26 protein-coding genes and 1 tRNA gene are annotated in these 18,519 nt (G+C 56.0%); 13 read left to right on the forward strand and 14 right to left on the reverse strand.

Features of this window, described 5'->3' with window-relative positions; translation table 11 throughout:
• Positions 1-388: 388 nt before the first annotated feature.
• A complete protein-coding gene (locus CV102_RS16525; protein ID WP_222863702.1) occupies positions 389-631 on the forward strand; it encodes an ArsR family transcriptional regulator in 243 nt (80 codons plus the stop codon).
• A gap of 53 nt (positions 632-684) precedes the next feature.
• On the opposite strand, the gene CV102_RS16530 is transcribed toward CV102_RS16525, so the two are convergent.
• Complete coding sequence (locus CV102_RS16530) at positions 685-1,191, reverse strand: type IV pilin (protein ID WP_148859114.1); 507 nt, start codon at positions 1,189-1,191, stop codon at positions 685-687.
• Between the two features lie 2 nt (positions 1,192-1,193).
• Positions 1,194-1,619: a type IV pilin N-terminal domain-containing protein gene (locus CV102_RS16535; protein WP_148859115.1), complete on the reverse strand. Its 426-nt coding sequence runs from the start codon at positions 1,617-1,619 to the stop codon at positions 1,194-1,196.
• Positions 1,620-1,942: 323 nt separating this feature from the next.
• On the opposite strand from CV102_RS16535, the gene CV102_RS16540 reads away from it, so the two are divergent.
• Positions 1,943-2,728, forward strand: coding sequence for a hypothetical protein (locus CV102_RS16540; protein ID WP_187433004.1), 786 nt, complete (start codon positions 1,943-1,945; stop codon positions 2,726-2,728).
• Between the two features lie 26 nt (positions 2,729-2,754).
• Here the strand turns inward: CV102_RS16540 and CV102_RS16545 are convergent, their stop codons facing one another.
• The gene (locus CV102_RS16545) at positions 2,755-3,360 is read right to left on the reverse strand and encodes a hypothetical protein (protein ID WP_148859117.1); all 606 of its coding nucleotides are present in this window, start codon (positions 3,358-3,360) and stop codon (positions 2,755-2,757) included.
• Positions 3,361-3,447: 87 nt separating this feature from the next.
• The gene (locus tag CV102_RS16550; protein ID WP_148859118.1) at positions 3,448-3,633 is read right to left on the reverse strand and encodes a hypothetical protein; all 186 of its coding nucleotides are present in this window, start codon (positions 3,631-3,633) and stop codon (positions 3,448-3,450) included.
• 109 nt (positions 3,634-3,742) lie between these two features.
• Between CV102_RS16550 and CV102_RS16555 the strand changes: the two genes are divergently transcribed.
• The 11 genes from CV102_RS16555 (at position 3,743) to CV102_RS16605 (ending at position 11,790) form a co-directional block, all read left to right on the forward strand.
• Positions 3,743-4,174, forward strand: a complete 432-nt coding sequence (locus CV102_RS16555; RefSeq protein ID WP_148859119.1) for a hypothetical protein — start codon at positions 3,743-3,745, stop codon at positions 4,172-4,174.
• Positions 4,175-4,197: 23 nt separating this feature from the next.
• Complete coding sequence (locus CV102_RS16560) at positions 4,198-4,764, forward strand: PGF-CTERM sorting domain-containing protein (protein WP_148859120.1); 567 nt, start codon at positions 4,198-4,200, stop codon at positions 4,762-4,764.
• A complete protein-coding gene (locus tag CV102_RS26075; protein ID WP_187433005.1) occupies positions 4,764-6,533 on the forward strand; it encodes a hypothetical protein in 1,770 nt (589 codons plus the stop codon). The genes CV102_RS16560 and CV102_RS26075 overlap by 1 nt, the downstream gene beginning before the upstream one ends.
• A gap of 6 nt (positions 6,534-6,539) precedes the next feature.
• Positions 6,540-7,136, forward strand: coding sequence for a hypothetical protein (locus CV102_RS16570; protein ID WP_148859121.1), 597 nt, complete (start codon positions 6,540-6,542; stop codon positions 7,134-7,136).
• Positions 7,133-7,924 (forward strand): hypothetical protein, encoded by a 792-nt coding sequence (locus CV102_RS16575; RefSeq protein WP_148859122.1) that lies wholly within the window; start codon positions 7,133-7,135, stop codon positions 7,922-7,924. The genes CV102_RS16570 and CV102_RS16575 overlap by 4 nt, the downstream gene beginning before the upstream one ends.
• 37 nt (positions 7,925-7,961) lie before the next feature.
• Positions 7,962-8,168, forward strand: a complete 207-nt coding sequence (locus tag CV102_RS16580; RefSeq protein ID WP_148859123.1) for a hypothetical protein — start codon at positions 7,962-7,964, stop codon at positions 8,166-8,168.
• On the forward strand, positions 8,161-9,339 hold the full coding sequence (locus CV102_RS16585; RefSeq protein WP_148859124.1) for a hypothetical protein: 1,179 nt from the start codon (positions 8,161-8,163) through the stop codon (positions 9,337-9,339). Before CV102_RS16580 ends, CV102_RS16585 begins: the two co-directional genes overlap by 8 nt.
• Positions 9,340-9,496: 157 nt before the next feature.
• Entirely contained in the window at positions 9,497-9,763 is a 267-nt protein-coding gene (locus CV102_RS16590; protein ID WP_148859125.1) for a hypothetical protein, read from the forward strand.
• Positions 9,760-10,092: a hypothetical protein gene (locus tag CV102_RS16595; RefSeq protein WP_148859126.1), complete on the forward strand. Its 333-nt coding sequence runs from the start codon at positions 9,760-9,762 to the stop codon at positions 10,090-10,092. Before CV102_RS16590 ends, CV102_RS16595 begins: the two co-directional genes overlap by 4 nt.
• Positions 10,079-10,462: a hypothetical protein gene (locus CV102_RS26665; protein WP_148859127.1), complete on the forward strand. Its 384-nt coding sequence runs from the start codon at positions 10,079-10,081 to the stop codon at positions 10,460-10,462. Before CV102_RS16595 ends, CV102_RS26665 begins: the two co-directional genes overlap by 14 nt.
• A 23-nt stretch (positions 10,463-10,485) precedes the next feature.
• Positions 10,486-11,790 carry a hypothetical protein gene (locus CV102_RS16605; protein WP_148859128.1) on the forward strand — a complete coding sequence of 435 codons (1,305 nt, stop codon included), beginning with the start codon at positions 10,486-10,488 and terminating at the stop codon, positions 11,788-11,790.
• A 20-nt stretch (positions 11,791-11,810) separates the two neighbouring features.
• Here CV102_RS16605 and CV102_RS16610 read toward each other — a convergent pair whose 3' ends face one another.
• The 10 genes from CV102_RS16610 to CV102_RS16645 all read right to left on the reverse strand — a co-directional run bounded on the left by CV102_RS16610 (position 11,811) and on the right by CV102_RS16645 (position 18,492).
• Positions 11,811-12,065, reverse strand: a complete 255-nt coding sequence (locus CV102_RS16610; RefSeq protein WP_148859129.1) for a DUF7692 domain-containing protein — start codon at positions 12,063-12,065, stop codon at positions 11,811-11,813.
• 242 nt (positions 12,066-12,307) lie between these two features.
• A complete protein-coding gene (locus tag CV102_RS16615) occupies positions 12,308-14,173 on the reverse strand; it encodes a DUF262 domain-containing protein (RefSeq protein ID WP_148859130.1) in 1,866 nt (621 codons plus the stop codon).
• Positions 14,174-14,556: 383 nt separating this feature from the next.
• Positions 14,557-16,176, reverse strand: a complete 1,620-nt coding sequence (locus CV102_RS16620; protein ID WP_148859131.1) for a DUF7845 domain-containing protein — start codon at positions 16,174-16,176, stop codon at positions 14,557-14,559.
• A gap of 243 nt (positions 16,177-16,419) precedes the next feature.
• Positions 16,420-16,713: a hypothetical protein gene (locus CV102_RS16625; protein ID WP_148859132.1), complete on the reverse strand. Its 294-nt coding sequence runs from the start codon at positions 16,711-16,713 to the stop codon at positions 16,420-16,422.
• Complete coding sequence (locus tag CV102_RS26080; RefSeq protein WP_187433006.1) at positions 16,710-16,883, reverse strand: hypothetical protein; 174 nt, start codon at positions 16,881-16,883, stop codon at positions 16,710-16,712. The genes CV102_RS16625 and CV102_RS26080 overlap by 4 nt, the downstream gene beginning before the upstream one ends.
• Positions 16,880-17,401: a hypothetical protein gene (locus CV102_RS16630; protein ID WP_148859133.1), complete on the reverse strand. Its 522-nt coding sequence runs from the start codon at positions 17,399-17,401 to the stop codon at positions 16,880-16,882. The genes CV102_RS26080 and CV102_RS16630 overlap by 4 nt, the downstream gene beginning before the upstream one ends.
• Positions 17,398-17,523, reverse strand: a complete 126-nt coding sequence (locus tag CV102_RS27040; RefSeq protein ID WP_267903128.1) for a hypothetical protein — start codon at positions 17,521-17,523, stop codon at positions 17,398-17,400. Before CV102_RS27040 ends, CV102_RS16630 begins: the two co-directional genes overlap by 4 nt.
• On the reverse strand, positions 17,520-18,119 hold the full coding sequence (locus tag CV102_RS16635) for a J domain-containing protein (protein WP_148859134.1): 600 nt from the start codon (positions 18,117-18,119) through the stop codon (positions 17,520-17,522). Before CV102_RS16635 ends, CV102_RS27040 begins: the two co-directional genes overlap by 4 nt.
• The gene (locus CV102_RS26670; RefSeq protein WP_148859135.1) at positions 18,112-18,342 is read right to left on the reverse strand and encodes a DUF7563 family protein; all 231 of its coding nucleotides are present in this window, start codon (positions 18,340-18,342) and stop codon (positions 18,112-18,114) included. Before CV102_RS26670 ends, CV102_RS16635 begins: the two co-directional genes overlap by 8 nt.
• Positions 18,343-18,421: 79 nt before the next feature.
• A tRNA-Pro gene (locus CV102_RS16645) sits at positions 18,422-18,492 on the reverse strand.
• Positions 18,493-18,519 lie beyond the last annotated feature (27 nt).

The following is an 18,519-nucleotide window of genomic DNA, read 5'->3' on the forward strand; positions in this document are numbered from 1 at the left end:
TCGGCGGCACTCCGCCGTTTCCGATCTTTCCGAACCCAACTTCCGAACCCGTCGTGGGCCGTGGGCGTCGGGCCGATCGATGCGCTCGAGCGAGGTCTTTATTCCCCGCGGGATCGTTTGCTGTCATGCTTCCGTACCGTAGATACGGGAGCCAGGCGGGCCGGTGCCCCTAACACCGGGTCCGCGTGCTTTCTCGAGGACCCGACCGGGTACCGGCGGGTCCGACTGGCTTCCGTTGTGCTCACCGAGGAACGGCGGGTACTTCAAATTAGTGCATTGAACAATGCACTGCAGTGATGCAAACGATACAAAAACACGATGGTACCACGATAGCTATCACGCTGCTATGTGATTTAGTACTCAAATGCGACGGCCACGGGTGGACTGGATGACGCGAGCTGACGATGCGATCCTCGAGTTCTTACTGAACGAAGGGAACGAACCACTTGTGGCGAATCCGGCCACCGTTGAAGCAAATATCGACTATAAAATTTCTCACGTCAGACGTCGACTCCGGGCATTGCAGGAAGGTGGACTTGTAGACTACTACAATAAGGATCGTGGACTTTATCAGATTACCGATAAGGGCCAGAATTATCTTACAGGTGAAATAAATTCTGATGAATTGTAATATAGCCAACTATTGGTTGGTGAAATGGTAAATATATTATAGTGGTGGAGCAGTTAAGTCTCGTAGTCAGCAATAATCGACGAGGAGCCGTCAGATTCCCACGTGAAGACTACTTCTTCAATTTCATCCGTATCTGTAACTGCACTGTGTAGGTCCTCTCCAGCTGGAAGAGAGGCATCACCACTAACACTCAGTTCGTCGTTACCGGCATCGTTCTCGAACGTGATCTCATCACCTGCTGTAAAGTCCGTACTATCAAACTCAGCCGAGTCCGTACCTGCTTCACCGGTAACTCTAATCACGATGTTACTCAGGTCGATATCCTCTCCGCTGGTATGAGTTACTGTGACTACCGTATTGTCACCGTTCGATTCCCAGTCATACTGTGCATTTGGTGCACTTTCATTGAGGTCTCCCATATCTAGCACGAACGCAGCAATCACAGCCGCCAGAATAACAGTTATCGCAACCATGAGAATGACCCCAATAACTGGTGATACAGCCCGTTCGTCCTTATTGCCGACGAGCTTTGCTGCGTATTGATCAAAACCGTGCTTCATTGTTAGACCTCTTCTTCGGCAATAATCGAGGAACTGCCATCAGCATTCCAGGTAATGGTCACCTCAGAATCAGGGCTATCCAATACCAATGTTTGGCCAGCAGTCCATGTTTGATCATTGCCAGTTATATCAGCAGTACCATCTGACGCAGTATCAACATCATCTCCATTAATCTCGATGTTGGCCGTTTCTACATCTTCTCCACTCGTGAGTGTAATTTCTTCGATATTATCCCCCGCAGCATCAAGTTCCCAATCGAACTGCGCATTCGGCGCAGTCTCGTCGAGATCGCCCATATCCAGCACAAACGCAGCAATCACTGCTGCGAGGATCACAGTGATGGCCACCATGAGGATGACGCCAATCACTGGCGATACAGCACGTTCCTCCTCGTTTCCGAGGAGTTTCTTTCCGAGTTTGTCGAACATTGTTGTTTTCCGCACCGGTGAACGGTCGCAAGGATTATCGTCTCGAGTCTGGACCCGTGACATGCGTATGTGGGGATTGGGGTCAGCCAACCCACAGCGCCCTTCCATCCTTCCGCCGTTTGGTGCTATTAGTTACGACGAAACTGCTTGCATATATATTCATAGTATAGTGAATATCATAATGTCCGATAAGACTTTCAGAGTTGATAATCAGTGAGTGATAGAAGGCCTACAGCGCGGTCTTGAAGTCGACTACGGCTTGCGATTATCAGGGATGAGACCGGAAAGCAACTAATATATTGATGGGATTACACGACTCGAGCATGACCGATTTTGTAACCGACCGCGAACTCGCGCGCACCTACGATGGCGGGGCCTACCCTGACGCCTGGGAAGCGGTCGAGCAGTATCGACGTGCCACCAGGTACGCCTCGAAACACGACACAAAATCCGGCGCGACCGCGAGCGCCCTGGACCTGCCGCGATCGCGGCTTCGATCCTGGATCGACGACGGCGGCGCACCCGATGCGGTTCGAGCGATCGAAGCGGCCCACGCCCACGGCTGGCTCGACTGCGACTACGACGACCCGGAGTTCACCGGCCTGAACGCGCTCGTCGCGAACATCTTCTCGGGCGGATCGATCGCCGAGGAGAACTACCGAGCACTGTTTACGCTCAATCACCGCGGCGAGGATTCGCACGTCTTCGACGCCCTCGAACTCGCGAACGTCGACTACGAGGTCGACGGCGATCGCGACGGTCGGGCCGACGAGATCCGACCGACCGAGAACGGGATCGTCCTGGGGCGCGTGCTTGCCGTGCTCGGTGCTCCAGTCGGGCCCAAAGCCCAACAGCGACTCGAACTCCCGTCGTACCTCGAGAACGCACCGGCCGACGTTCGGGAAACGTTCGTGTACGCCTATCTCGAAAACCGGGCTGTCGAGCACGAAGGAAGAGACACGCTCACGATTCGAGAGGACCGGAACCGAACCTATCTCTCGGACCTGACGGAGCTGATCGCCGACGTCGCTGGGGGCGGCGTCGAACTCGGCGAAAAGTACATCGTCATTTCGGCGGACGCTGCTCGGTCACTCGGTGTCGTGACGTAGACGGTTTCTATTGCCCGAACACCGCTCTATGCGGGTTCGGCAAAAATCTCGTATTCTACATCGCCTGGGATCATGACATCAAATAGGACTTCGACTTGCTCGTCCGAGTCGACTGATTCTAATTTACTTGAAGGTTCTTCTAGGTCGTATCCGAGCGTATCTTTGTAGGTCAGTTCTATTTCAAACTGTCCAGAACTGCCGCTATTCTCGATTATAACGCCGTAGGAAGCGGGGAATGGAGAGATTCCATACTCGGGCATTTCCCATTCTTCTGGCGGTTCTCGGGTCGGTGCGAACGAAACTTCTCTCCGCTCGTCTTCACTAAAGAAGAAGCTTCTGGCGACGTCAAAAGTACGATCATCGTAGTTGGCATCTTCGAACTGATTTGCCACTTCCGGCTGAGGTACATTTTGATCTCTAAAATAATGCAGTTCTAACATGACACTCCCATCGTATCCTCTATTGTGAATCGTACTGAGGAATTCAGAATCGTTTTGATCGACCGACACCACCCGTGGTTCAGGTTGAACTAGTTCGATCGATCCAACTTCTGGCCCTCCCGAAGCAGTACATCCAGCAATCGCACTGATACTTGCTGCAGTAACCCCACCAAGGAACTGTCTTCGTTCCATCAATCGAGAAACTGTTTTAGGATTATATAATCCCTTTGTTGATAGTCTAGTAGAATATCACTACAATCTATGTGAGTGGTACCGAGATCACACGTCGAGCCCATCGACGAGTTCGAGCGCCCATTCGCCCTCGTCGACGTGCCGAATATGGACGTGGTGATCGCCCTCGAGCGTTCCATCCTCGTCAAGTAGTCCTTCGATGCGGATATCGTCCTTCGGGAGCGTAATACCGACCGAGTCCTGATCCAGCTGGCGCAACTTGTTCAGTGCCATACACGGCGGGCAACCCCACTTCTCATAAAACTTGGTGACTATCTGGTTTCCCTATGGACCCCGGCGGTTTTCCTGACACTTTCGTCGCGGCGGGAAGCAGGCAGCGGGGATGGCACTCAGCCTACCGGCGAAGTACGTTCCCGATACGGTACGTCGGGAAGACGGTATCGACCTTACAGACAGCCTGCTCGCTCCGCTGTTCGTCCTGGCGTCGTTCTCGATCGGCGCGGTCGGCACGCTCGAGTTCTCGGCGCCGCTGAACGCGTCGCTCAATGACGCGCTCTATGCCGCCCACGGCACGGAGATCACGTACGCCTTCATCATCTCGATGGGGGTGCTGATCACGGCGTGGCTCACGAACGAGAGTACGCCGGAGGAGTGGACCGACGTCGAGACGGTCGTCGTGCTCCTAGCGGTCATCCTGAACATTCTCGGTGCGCTCGTTCCGGCCGTTCAGGTCACGATGGAGGGCATGTGGTACCTCGGCTGGTTCAGCGTCCTCCTGAACGCGGCGGCGTTCTACGTTATCGCTTACAAGTAAAATCCAACGGAGAGGCTTCAACAATGCAATTTTCGAAGATCACGACGGCGACAGTTGCACTGGCACTACTCACGCTCGCGGTCGGCGGCTTCGCGGCGATCGGCGCGGCCGAAGAGACCGACGAGAACGACTGGGAAGAGATCGGTAACTCGACAGTCGAGACGACGGACGAGACGGAATACGTCGAACTTGATCTCGAGTTCGTCGACGAGTTCGTGAACACTGACGAGGAAACGGTCGAACTCACGATCTACGACGAGAGCGAGTACAACGATTCGGACGTCGACGAGACGGCCGTGCTCGAGGATACGGTGATTGGTTCGCCGAACGAGACGGTCACGAACGAATACTCGGTCGGTGACACGACCGACGACGAGCTCGAGCCCGAGACCGAATACCGCGCTATCATCGAGGTCGAGAACGACGCGGACCACATCGTGAGTGGGTTCGTCGCAGCCGATGACGAGTCGATCGGCGGCGCACAGTTCGGAACCGAGACGATGGACGCTTCGCCTGGCTTCGGGGTCGCGGTGGCGGTCGCGGCGATCGCGTCGGCCGGGATGCTCGCGGCGCGTCGGGGGGATAACTGATGTCGGCTTCCGACGGATCGGGCCCACAGCCCACGGCCCACGAGTTCGAACCGGGTTGCACGCTCTCGCGGCGGCAGATTCTTCAATCGACGGCAGTTGCAGCCGGGGCTTCAGCAGCGGGGGTAACGCTCGGCTCCGAAAGGGTACTGGGTGACAACTTCAGTTTCGAGGGGACCTGTGACTCGAAACTTCGATTTGCGTTTCCGGTTTCGTGCGGGTTCGCCGATCCGGATTCGGAGATCGACGAAGAGGGAACAGTAGACGAGATTGAGCACGACCTGCACGTTTCGGGCCAATCCCTTCACGACAGCCTTCTCCGCGAAATCACGGACAAAGAGAACGACCTCGAAGACACCGACACGCTCGGTAGTCTCGACGCTCGAAACGCGATCGCGGACGCATACGAGGACGGAAAATCGGCAACAGAGGCCGATGCTGACGCGAAGGCGGCCATTCTCGAGTACTTCGCACACCATCAGGATCAGACGCTCCAGATGGGGAACGCGCACATGGCGGAGCTGGCGTATCTCGCCAGTACTGCCAACGACTACGAGGACATACCCGAGGAGTTCTTCCACATCGGGCTGCCGGACGACGAAGAAATGGCCGGCGAGTACCAGGGGTCTCGCCTAACGGGAGACACCCACACGTCTACCGTCGAACTCGTTGACGGCACCGAGAAAGAAGTCGTCGCGGCGACGATGATCCTCAACACGTCCTACAACAGTGAGGATTACGTGATGGATTTCGAGCCGTTCGGCGACTGGCAAGGAGCAGACGCCAATAACGAATTCATCACGGCCTCGAGCTACGACGGCGGGAGCATGGACATCTACTGGAGCGGTAACTTCATGGTCCAGAACACCACGTCCGGCCTCGAGAGCCAGTACGTGTACGATTACCGCCCCGTCGTGGAAGTTTTCGAGCGGTTCGAGCAGCAGGCGCAGAACGTAAACAACGCCTACCCCGACGGGCTCGCAGAAGACTTGTACGCTGCGATGGACGCAGGCGAACTCGATCCAAACGACATCCGTGGTGCGGAAGGGATGGTCCGGTATCTCTCCGGCGATGCTGAGGACTCCGGTCAGGAGCTGACCCTTGCCCTCCGGCACCTGCTCGACCTCGAAGGGCCCGACGATCTCCAGTCGCGAATGGAGATCGAGTTCACCGGAGCTAACGACGTCGAGCGAAACGAACAGCCGGACGGGACGGTCGAGTACGAGCCGGTCGAAGTCGACGGGAGAACGTACGAGGGCGTGATGTTCGCTCGGTCCCCGCCCGGAGGAGTGATCGAGACAGAGACGACGTACGCCACCTTTGACGATCGCGTCTCTGTCCTTGACGAATCAACGTACGAGGAAGGCGGGGAGAACGAAGGAATCGACGAACTCCCTGGAAATCCGTCAGTCGTCGTCGGTGGCGGTGAAGAAGTTCGATTGATCGAGGGTGAGTTTACTGTTACAAACCTGTGGGACGCCGACGGTACCGAAGTCGATTCTCTCGACATGAGCGGACCGGAGTACGAGTCCTACGACGCCGACGAGTTCATTCAGGCGCTCGAGGAGTCTGATGATCGTCGTGGCGAAATCGATGATGACGAAGACGAAGATGATGTCGGTGACGACGATGACGAGGAGGAGGACGGTTGGGGACTCCCGACCTTCGGTGGCGATGGCTTCGGAGGCGACACATTCGCCGGAGTCGCGATCATCGGCGTTGTGGTGCTCGCGATCGTCGGATTCGTGACCGACCTACTGCCCTGGACCTAACCAACCATGAGACGATTCTTCATTTTTGCCACGGTAGCAGCCCTGCTTGTAGCGATGGGCATGGGCGCGGGCCCGGTCGCCGCGCAGGAGAACGCGACCGAGAACGTGACGGAGAACGCGACCGACGCGGCCACCGACGAGCTCGAGGAGGAAGCGAACGAGACGGTCGCCGAGACGCGCGGCGACTACCACCAGGAGATCGACAGCGAGACGAGAATCACGGACTGGTCGTACGCGCCAGGTATGTTCACGCTCACGATCGAAGCCGACGAGGAAACCGAGATCTCGATGACCGAAGCGAGCGACTGGGAAGAAGGCACCGGCTCGTTCAACTACGACGAGGTAGAGCTGGACGAAGGCGAGAATACGGTCACGTTCGCGGTCACCGATACGCAGGGCGCCGGCGTCGCGATCGCGACGCGGCGATCACTCCAACAGGGCACGGGTGCGCGCGTGAGTTCCGGACAGGTCGAGCAAAACCCGTTCCGTCACTTCGGCGGTGAGTCCGGTCTGTTCTCCGGTGTTATCATGACCGTCGGGACGGCCGGACTCGGCGCGTGGTACGTCGTCCGCAGCGAGGAAAGCGGAGTGATCGAAGCATGAGCGACGACACGAGCGCCACCTTCGGCAGCTGGAGCGACCGAGTGACCTACGTCGCGGCCGAGGGCCAGCTGGTCGTTCTCGGCGTTCTCGTCTCTCTTGGCGCGGCGCTGATCTGGCTTCGGCCGTCGGTTCCCGGCGTTCCCCCGATCGTCTTCGGATGGTTCGCCGCCGGCCTGCTCCTGGGGCCGCCGCTGCTCGGTCTGTTCGTGACCGGGGCTCGAGCGCTCCGGCAGCGGAACATGGTGACCGTACACCACATCAACGGCGTCACCGATACGCGAGAGAAGCTCTACGTCGAACCCGGCGTCTGGGAAAACAAGACCGTCGAAGGCCCAAGCCCATACCGAGTGAACGACGAGGAAGCGTTTGAGGTTCGAGAGTTCGACTGGCACCCGGACCAGGGCGAGAACGGGACGCTCATCGTCACCGGCTGCTACTTCAGCCAGCTCGCAGACTCGAAGCTCGTCACGGTGAAGACGATGCTCGAGGACATCCACGGCGAGCTCATTGAGACGGCGATCGCGTACAACAAGCTCCGCGCCAGGATCTCGAAGATGGGCGTCGAGATCGAACGCGATTCGATCAACGCGCAGGCGGAGGCCGACGAACGCGGACTCATGACGCAGCGAACCAGCGTGAAGGATCGGTTCGAGGCCGCGGAGGACGACGCCGGCGAGTTCTCGACCGACGAGATTAGCGACCTCGGCGACTACGAGCACGATTACGATCCGGTCGAGAATCCGGGTGGCAGCGATGCCGACGTGACGATGGAACCGATGCCGACGTGACGATGGAACCGATGCCGACCGACGGAGGGACCGATCGATGATCGACGCCGCGACGGCCTTCGCGATGGGCATGGGCGCGAGTCTGTTCATGAACGTCGTTCTGCTCGTCGTCGTCGATTCGTTCCGACGGGATAGGAACGGCGGCCGTGATCGCCGCGATGGGCATGGGCGCCAGACAGAGACCGACGGCGGAACCGAGCTCGAGGAAGCAACCGATGAAGACGTCCGGGGTAACTATGAGTGACCAACAGGCCGACCAGCAGGCGCTATTCACGGCCGCACAGGCGCGCGAACACCAGGAGGGGTACAGCGACCGGGATAACCGGGAGATCGCCGACCACGGCGCAATCGTTCGTGATGAGAAGGTCTCGCGAGCGATGGCCGTACGGGAGATCCACTACGATCCTCGCGAGGCCGAGCGGCCCGATAAGATGCCGGGAATGGCGAAGGACCTGCGAAAGAACGAACAGATTCGGATGATGGAGGGAACCGAAACCTTCCGGAGAGCGATGGAGAACGGCGATATGCCGACAATCAAGCACATGGTTGGAGACACGTCACAGCGAGCGGACGTCTCGGGACTGAAAGCAATCGGCAAGGTCGACGAACTCATCAACGGCCCGGCGCCGGTGATCGTCGTCCTGGGCGAGATGGGCGCCGGAAAGACCGACTTCGCCTGTCTGCTCGCACAGCGGTGGCGAGCGCTCCAGCAAAACGACTCGCTGCTCGGGACGAACATCCAGTCCCTCGAGGAGAAGAACCGCTGGGTCGACGACGACGGCGACGTCCAGGACGGCTGGATTCCAGACTACGGCACGCTCATGGAGTGGGTCGAGCAGGACGGCGATCCGCTCGAGCACAGCCAGCGGTCGAAGCTGTTCATCGGCGACGAGTTCTCGAGTTCCGCGAGCGGGACCGGAAAGCAGGGGTACGAAACCCGGCAGAAGATGGCGCCGCTGGTTTACAAGATCCGGAAGTACGGTGGGGCGCTCATCTACATCGCCCACGGCGAGCGATCGATCCACCCGATGCTGTGGCGCGTCGGGACGATCGTCAAGAAGGTCAGCAAGAAGAAGGCCGTTATCGCCGACTCAATCCGGAATGCAGAACTCGCGGACATCCAGGGCCAGATCGAAGGCGTCCCCCCGACGGACCTCCGGTACAACACGAAGGAAGCGAGCGACTGGCGCTGGTCGGAGTACGGCGAGGAAACGGACGATATGGGGCCTGACGAGGCCGCGAAGATGACCGCGATCTGGACCGCGATCAGGTGCAAAGAGGAGGGAATGACGGACCGTGAAACCGCCGGATTCGTACCCTACAGCCACGGATGGGTCAATACTCGGTGGAAAGAGTACCGAGAGGAGGGACAGCACCGAGAGACACTTGGCAAGGTCGAGGAGATAATCGAATGACGACGGCGAGTTGGTTAGCTGGTTACGGTAAGACTCCCCCCTTTACACTAACCGGCCCATCGCTCGCTCCCGTGGGGAGCGAGGCGACCGATGGGCGCTCGTCGAGACACCTGGAGGAGTTGATATATATCGGCGCGCGATGCGCGTGGTGTGCGTGATGGGTGCGCAGGTTCGGCACCTCGTGGGCGTGGGCCGGTTCGTCGCCGTCGAGCTGGCGCACGAACTCCGGCGGGACTACGAACGCGGCGTCTTCTCGCAACAGACGCTCGCGGTGGTTGGACTGTCGATCGCCGCTGTCGTGATCGGCGCCGCTCGAGGCGAGTGGATCCTCGCGGCGACCGCGGCGACGACGGCCGGGCTATTCACCTACACCGCTGCTCGAGCCGACCGACGCTGGCGAGACAGTCGGAGGGCCGACCCGTGAAGCTCCGGCGCCGACTCTCCCGACACTCGGCGGACGTCGTGATCGGGCTGCTGCTCGCGATCGTCGGAGCCGGCCTGTGGGAACTCCCGGCGATTCTGCTCGCGATCAAGCTCAACGTGTTCGCGATTCCGCTCGCGCTGGACGGCGTGCTCGCATTCCCATTCTGGGTCTGGTACTGTATCTCCCTCATGTGGGCGTCGCAACTGCTGTACTACTCGGGAACCAGCGTTCCGGAAATGATTTTCCGGATTCGAGAGACATCGGCCGACGTCGCGATCGGCGCGGAGACCATCCCTCTGAAAACGACCGAGAGCCATGAACCGGAGTAAACGCGCCAATCACTTCGGAACGATCTGCGAGAAGCGGATGGCAAAGAAGCGCCGGTTCGAACTCGAGCGCTCGAGCTGGCACGATGCGAAGTTCGGGAACGGAACGCCTGTCGAGATCAAGAGCACGATGCTCGAACATAGCGATGGGCAGCCGGGCAACTTCAAGGTCTACCGGAAGTACCATGAAAAGCTTCGACGAGCGAACGGCTGGTACTGTTTCGTCGTCTACCGGCCACATGGGCGATCGGGGTGCACGGTTGTGCGAGATAAGATGGTTCGTTCTAAGAATCTACCGTTGCTTCGATGGCATGGGGGTGGTGATCACAGAGGAACCGCTCAGGCCAAAATTTCAATCAAAGCAATCTTTTGAAGCGAGTGCATTCATATAGAGAAATGACTGAAGACGAGATACGAGATCTTCCAAAGTATCAGGAAGCTATTAAGCAAGCGAATTCGTTGGATCAACTCATTCAAATATTTCCTCTTCTCGAATTAATGGGTGCTGATACGAGTGAGTTGAGTGCAATCTATGAAGATGAGGAATTAGAGGATATCATAGATGATATTGAAAAGACAATTGAAGTACCGGATAGGTTCGTTGATGCACTTGGTGAGAAGGGGTGGGTCATACACGAAAGACTCAATCTAGATATTGCATCAGAGGCCGCTAAAAAGGCAGAAAACGGGGATGTAGATGAAGCCGAGGAACTTTTAGTTTCATATTTTGATAGAAAGACAATAGATATAAATTTAGTCCAAATGAAATCGATTAGTGCTTTTAAGCCCCGTTATATGCTTGCCCGAAAAGCAGCAGAAGACTACGAAGAAGGAAGATTTCATGCCTGTGTACCTGTCGTACTCATGTTGATCGATGGATTAGTACAACAGGTTCACATTGACGTATTCGGTGAAGCCCAAAACGCTTCTGCAGAAAATACTAAGTTAGAAGCCTGGAACTCAGTCGCTGGACATAGTAAAAGTCTGAATCAATTTCTAGATATATTTGGGAAGCAAAGAATTAAAACACGTACTGGAAGAATTGAAAAACCATATCGACACGGAATTTTACATGGTACAGACCTCGGATACGACAATGAACTTGTTGCAGCCAAGTCTTGGAATGCTCTATTTGCTGTCGGAGAATGGGCCAAGAAAGCAGAGCAAAACGAACTTGCCCCCCCTTCAGAAGACAAAGAGCTGTCACCAATTGAGTCTCTTTCCCAGTCGATTGAGAAGGAAAAAAGATTGCAAGAAAGGAAACAAGCTTTTGAAGAATCGGAAGGAAGAGATATTAATGTTGGAAGAGATATTCCGCCAAACGGAAATCCTGAAGATTATCAGAGTGAGACGCCAGAAAAAGCATTTACTGAATTTTTGAGTTTTTGGCAAGATAAAAACTACGGCAAGATGTGTGCGTATGTCAGTGGCCCAGCTGGTAAAGACATCAATCCAGGAGAAATCAGAGAACGTTTTAACGACTATGAATTGGTGACTTGGAATCTTATAGAGGTTGATCACTCGACTGGGGCTGTTGCAGATATTGTAGTTAGATTACAACTTGATTGGAAAAATAAATCTCAAGAGAGAACTAAAGAAATTAAACTAGCATACCAAAACGACAAAGAAAAGTTGGTGCCACCAGAGTTAGAGGATGGTGATTGGATGATCCTTAACCATTTCGAGCTAAGGTCTCCATGATTTCCTGTTAGGAATGTCATCTAATCAAAGTCAGTAGTGATATCAACATCAATCTCAAAAGCAACTACGCGACTGCTTAGGGTTTCGGCGATCTCCCGGCGCTGTTCGAGAGTAAGATCATCACGCTCGAGGACCTGGCGAGCAGCTCGGACGAAGTGGGGAACGTCGTCGCAGGCACTCACCACGGCCTTGGTCTTGTTACAGTCGTAGAACTCGGCTGCTTGCTCGATCGCGTCTCGTCGGTAGGCGTAATCGCCGTCGGTTCGGATTCGCATGCTCTCGTACACACGACCCCCGATATCCTAGTTTTTTCGACTCACTGAACGGCCCATTTCGGCCCAAAACCGGCCGAACCTCTCGGCCCATCGTAGAAGAACGGTGGCCCAGGCGACGGATCGACTCGAGATATGCACACGGCGGTTCGTGTCTCGTGTGCATATTCGGGGAACCGGATTTGTCGACGTGCAACCCCTGGGCTCGACCGATGTGCCGAGATAGTTATTATTAAGTCATCTACTTAGTCTGCAGAACTCATTTCTATTGATCTCGGTGTAGTGTCCCTTCTATCTGGAGATTGGTTTAATAATTCTTCCAATATCAGTTCTTTTCGTTGTTCAAAGAACCGATCCGCGTTTTCTATTCGGTAGAGTTCAGAATTGTCTGGGATGTAATGTCTTTCGAGATATTCTTCCGTTCTAGTTGGAAGCCACTGTGGGAGAGGCTTATCTGATTTTTTACGGTTTTCGTCTTTTCTGAGCAGTTGCAGATTTGCGAGGCTATCTCGAAGACCATGTAGCTTTTCAGCTTTCTCTCTCTTAATATCTGTTTCTCGAAGCAAATTCTCTTTCTCAAGTTTAGATTTTGGGAAGATGTGGTCTAGTTCGTAGTCATAGTTCTCATTGGCGACATTAGGGAAATACAGTAAGGACAAAACTACTTGAACAGCACGGTTACTAACACCACTATCATTAAACCACCGCTCAATATTTTCCTCATCAAAACCCATCGATTTATTATAGTCGTTTAATTTCTTTTCAATCTCAATCAGTGGAAACTCGCCGGTAGGAGAATCATTGATCACATCCCGAATACCACGAATGGTTTGAGTTGTTCCCCCTGTTGTGAGATCTCCTGTTGTTACCATCGAACAAATCCAATAGAGTAGCTTTTGTCTAGTTTCTCTTCCAGTATCTGAATTATAGGATAGGGTTGGACAATTATTATCGTAGAAGAAGTAAATTATTGGTAAGATGATCATTTTACTTCGAACGTGGCTTGTTGAAAATCCGAAGCTATTCATTAAATCAAGTGTCCTAAAGACACTAGTTTCGAATTGTGGATCTTTCCACGTGCTCTTCATTGCTTCTAGTGTATCCTTGTTGAAATTCGAGAGAGAAAAAGATAGACTGGAAACTCCACCGTTAAGCATGAGCGATCGTAGAACGAAATTTGAATCAAATTCAACACTACCGCGCGTATTATGTTCATTCATACGATCAACAAACCCTTGTATTTCCTCCCGAGCCACAATACTGTCATCAGAATCGTCATTTCGCCAATGGGCTGTTGCAATTGAGAGAAGTATATCTGACTTTTTCAATTGGGTGCCACCCTCATTTGCCCTTATAAATATATCAAGGACCTTTTCTTGATCTTCTTCTTGCTCCTCAAAATAAGATATGATTTCCTTTTCCCTAATTGCTCTGTGAAGATGATGTATATTTTTTGTAACTGGACCGCGAGCTGTTTCAGTATTTATTTCATCAATTCTATCAATCTTATCTAAAACTTGTTCAGTTTCTTCGGTTGGATCAGATACGGCTAATATATCTCCTACCCGGTACCAATATTCAGATTGACTATTAGATGGATTTGGTTTCTTAAATTCAAAATGATATCTTCTACTCTTTTTTATTTCATTTGTGGGCGAAAGTATATTGAGATATAATTGTTTACGATCCCATGATTCAGTTCGTTTACGTATTTTATTCGGCTTCTTTTCAGTATACGTACCTTTCAATCCAATATGAAAAGATGTTAGCCGTTGTTGGCCGTCAAGAACCAAATTCACCCGCTTTGGTAATCGCTCTCCAAACTCATCATGATATCTAACATTGTGGTAATGGACATCATTAAATTCATCAGGATATATTGGATCCTCAATATAATTTTTCACAAACTTATATTTGACTCTGTTGCTAGCGTACTCCCCACTTACTCTCCAAAAGAGAAATGAACCGATCGGATATCCTCTAAGGATTGAATCAAACAAGTTCAGTATCTGCTTTTTATCCCAAACAAATTCTCTTTGAATTGAGGGGATCAAATAATTATAATTCATGTCATCAATTACACTATCTACCGTTGTAGACTGGTATCCCATTAGAGGCATCAAGACATTACTGAGATATAAATGTTATAGATATACTGAAATTATTTTCTTTTTAATTTTCCTATTTCGACACAGGTTAGACTCGCTTTCAACTGTCACCTGGGAAACCCCTGTTTCAAGTGCTTCAACTGGAGATTTGCGTGCGGAGGCGGGGGCGGGGCAGTGTAATTTTTTGACTCTGTCCCCTTGGGGACACCCGGCAAGGGGCGTTTCGCGCGCAGCGCGAAATCGACCCGCAGCGTCGCGGCGCAATCGCGGTGCCGACCCCACCCTCGAAGCGAGGACTACAACCAAAATTGCACAGTCACGGTTGTAATACAAACTGGATTGCTGAAAAGAAGTGCCGAAAGAGCGTTGCCACTACCGAGATCGGTTTAGCGATCGGCGACGGCGCCGACGAATCCGACCTCGGTTCCGCCACCGGGCGTCTTCCAGGTCAGCTCCGCTTCCCGGAGGACGGCCGGATCGTTACCCGACTTCGACCACTTCTCGAGCGCTTCCGCGGCGACAGACCACACAGTCTCGAAGCTGCTTGCCTTCAGATTCGAGAGAATCGTGTCGATCCGCATCCGCTTCGGTTCGCCCTCCTGGTCGAACTCGATTTCGGCGCCGTTCTCCGCCAACCACTGCTGGAACGGCGACGACTCGGCAACGTGATCGGCGAGACCCATCACGTGCTGGATCCGGTCGGCGTAGTTCTCGATCGCGTACTCTGCGTTCTCGACGAGCGCTCGGAGTTCGTCGCGGTACTTCCGCACCCGAAACGAGACGTCGCCCTGGTCGAGCTCGAGGATGTCGCCGAGATCTTCGATCGCTCGGTAGATCGTCGCGGGGTGCTTCCCCAGCTGGTCGGCGAGATCGTCGACGGTCGAGCCGCCGTCGGTCGCGACCGACTCCGTGACGTCGCGCGCCGTCTCGCCCATATCCCGGAGCGTCGTCATCAACAGGTGATCGGTCTTCGCCTCGAGGCGCGGCGTCGGATCCTCGTACAGTTCGACGGGCTGCTCTCGAGCCACCGCGTCGAAGTGATCGTCCGGAACGTAGACGCCGTTTCCGTCGGGCGCGAGCGGGATGTCTTCCCAGTGCAGCGCGTTCAACAGCGTCTCTTCGATCTGCTCGGTGACGTCGTGTCGATCGGCCCACGCCCACGCCTCCCCGTCGTTCATCTTCTTGTTGACCAGTACCTCCACCTTCGGGTGGTACGACGGGTGGTCTTTCGAGACCGCATCCGGATCCGCGAGCTGGTAGATCTCGAGTTTGCGGCCGTAGGTGTGACCGGGTAGAAGTTCGCCGGCCGACGCTGGGTTTAGAAAGAGCCGGTTCTGGTGGTTGATTACCTCCTCGTTGTCGATGTGCAACTCGGCCTTGACGCCCTCGAGGTCGGCGAGGTGGTGGACGACCTTCTGGAGAACGCCGGCCGACGAGAGCTTTTCAGCCCACGATCGGCGGATTCGGACGTACCGCTCGTACGCCCACATCCGACTCGCCGAGTGCGGATCCGTCCGGAAGTACTCCGAGTGGATCCGCTCGCCGGCTTCCTCGAAAATCGCCGCGAAGAACTCGGGGAGCAGCTCGAGGCCGCGATCGGGTTCGACGTTACTCGTGTGGAACTCGACGTCGACGCCGTCGACCTCGCCGACCTGATTCTCCCACGGGAGATTCACCGGATCTCCGGTTTCCCAGTGGCGCATGTTCGGGAACCGCGGCGAGACGTTGTACGACGCCTTCCGTTCACCGCGTCCACGGCCCACGATGTCCCACTCGTACAGCCGCTCGGCGTTGATCCCGTCGGACAGTCGCGGTGCGAAGCCGGACTTGCTGTAGCTCACTTTGATATGCCACGGCTCGCCGTCGATCTCGACGTCCAGCTCGAGGTATCCCTCGAACGGCGGTCCGAGCATTACTGACGAGAGCGCGTCGTACGGTCCGCGGCCCCAGTCGGCCCACTTCCAGCGGCCTTCGACCTCGTGGGGCGTCGTCTCGGCCTGAGACACGCTACTCGCCCTCCTCGCGAGCAGTACGTACTACTGATCGATCACCGTCTGTCGTGGTGGGTGGCAGAATTTGACAGGGAGTTATCTCTTTATGCAGTTCCGTAACGTGGAGAATAGTGGTCCTCAGGGACAGAGGCACGTACCCTGGACCACCACCTACCGAGCCAGAGGGGGATTCACCCGTCCCCTTTCTGCTTCCTCGCGAGCTATCCTGATCCGTTCCGTTTGGCCACGTAGCGTCGCTCACGCCAACTCCCCCTGGTTCTCGAGCAGTCCGGAGAGGACCGCTACCGGGTTCCACCACGTCGCACCCTCGCACGGGTAGCAGACGTGCTTGAACGACGTGAGTTCAGTCGCCTCGAGGGCTGCCGGATCGGCGGTCGGCTCCTGGTCGACCTCCTCGAGGCGCACGCGTTTGACTCGGATCCGCCCACAGCCCACGCAGATCGCGTCGACGGGGATCCCGACCTGACCGGCGGCCGGCTTCGAGAGTTCTCCCTCGAGATCGCGGTCGCCGTGGTGGACGTCGGAACTCACCGCGAATCACCGCCGTCGAAACACTCGTGACGGCGACCGTCGGCGATCGTATAGAGACGCTGTCGACAGAACCGACAGTTTCGAATCCGATCGGCTCGCGCCCAGTTCCCAGCGATGTCCCGGATCTGTGCCTGACCGTCTCTCACCTCGAGGTCGGTATCGGAACTCATAGCCGACCACCCACGGGTGCCGCCGGATCGACGAACTCGGGATCGATCACGTGCGACCACCCGAGTTTCGCGACCTCGGATTCCGAGCGCGACCCGCCGACGTCGTACCACCGACCGCGAAGCAGCTCGTCGAACAGGCTCGCCGGCACGATCGCGCGGGCGACCTGGGGCAACCCCGGCCGCGGAAGGTACACTGTGAGCAGGTACATCCCGCCGGCCTCGAGCAGTTGCTCGTGGGCTGCTCGCTTCACGTAGAATCGACCACGCGTCGATCCGCTCCCGTTGGCCGTCCGGATCTGACAGCCCTTGATCTCGACAGGGACGCCCGGTTCGACGAGGACGATCCCGAAGAACGGCAGTGACTCACTCGGATCGAGGACGGCCGACGTCCGCGCGTCGTGCCAGGTGGCCGTCCGATCACCGACGTACTCCAGGGCGTCGACGGTCTGGACGATCTCGGCCTCGAGGGCGTCCCCGCTGGCCTTCGAACTCTCGAGCGCCGATGCTCGAGAGCTCATCGCGAACCACCGGTCTCAAACGCGCGCCGAACCTGCTCGTCAGTCGCCTGCTCCGCAGGGTGGGCTATGGGCGTTCGACTCGCGACGTGGTACAGCTGACTCGCCGGAACGAACTCCGTCATCGGCCACCTCCCGACCCGTCGGCCGTCATCGCCTCTTTCGCGTCCTTGATTCGCCGGAACTCCGCCGTGCTGCCGCCGTTATCGGGATGGGCGTCTTTGATTTTATCGCGGAACGCCCGCCGGGTTTCGGACTCGCTCGCGTTCGGAGCGACGTCCAGGATTTCGTGCGGCGGAATTTCGGCGGCGATCGGTTCCTCGTCTGCCGGCGGCAGTCGCGCGTTCGCGAACTCCGACTCGCCGGTGACGACCGGCCGCTGCTCCATCTTCCGCTTCTCGCGGACGTACAGCCCGACGGTTCGTACGTTATCGCGGAGCCTCGAGAAACGGTCGCAGGCCACCGCGTACTGCTCGCCGTCCATGCTCCAGCGGAGCACGAAACCGGGATCGTCAGGGTTTGCACGGGCGTACGGCCGCTGATCCTTCTTGCGCTTCCGGGCGTCGAACGAATAGCGGAACTCGTCGACGTCGAGTCGCGACAGCTCCGCCTCGAGATCGTCGAACGCCTTCGACAGCGAGACGTCGAAATTATTGTTTCGGGCCCGGTTGCCGGTCGGCGTTCGGTCGAACTCCGGCGGCCACTCGAGACGGTCAGACATCGGCCTCACCTCCGTGACGGCCAGGCGACGTCTCCGGATCCGGGATCGGGACGTCGACGCCAGCGGCCGAACCGCGGTTCAGTCGAGCGAAGCTATCACAGTCACCGCAACGGTGGATGCGGTTGCTGTCGTCACCGAAGACGCGACGGAACTGGTCCGAAACGTGGGCGCCGCAGTGAAGGCACGTACCGTCGGCAGAGTGTGTGAATAATTCTGCCGACATCACGGCCACCTCCAAACGCCGCTGACGTCACTCTCAGGGGTATGAGACGCTAAGAGTTGAATACTTAGAAAATTTCGAGTGGGACCGCCGAGAATTGAACTCGGGTCCTACGGACCCCATCCGCAGAGGATACCACTACCCCACGGTCCCGTACATAGATCGATGGCCGTCTATCGT

The organism is Natronococcus pandeyae (assembly GCF_008122205.1).
Taxonomy (GTDB): Archaea; Halobacteriota; Halobacteria; order Halobacteriales; family Natrialbaceae; genus Natronococcus; species Natronococcus pandeyae.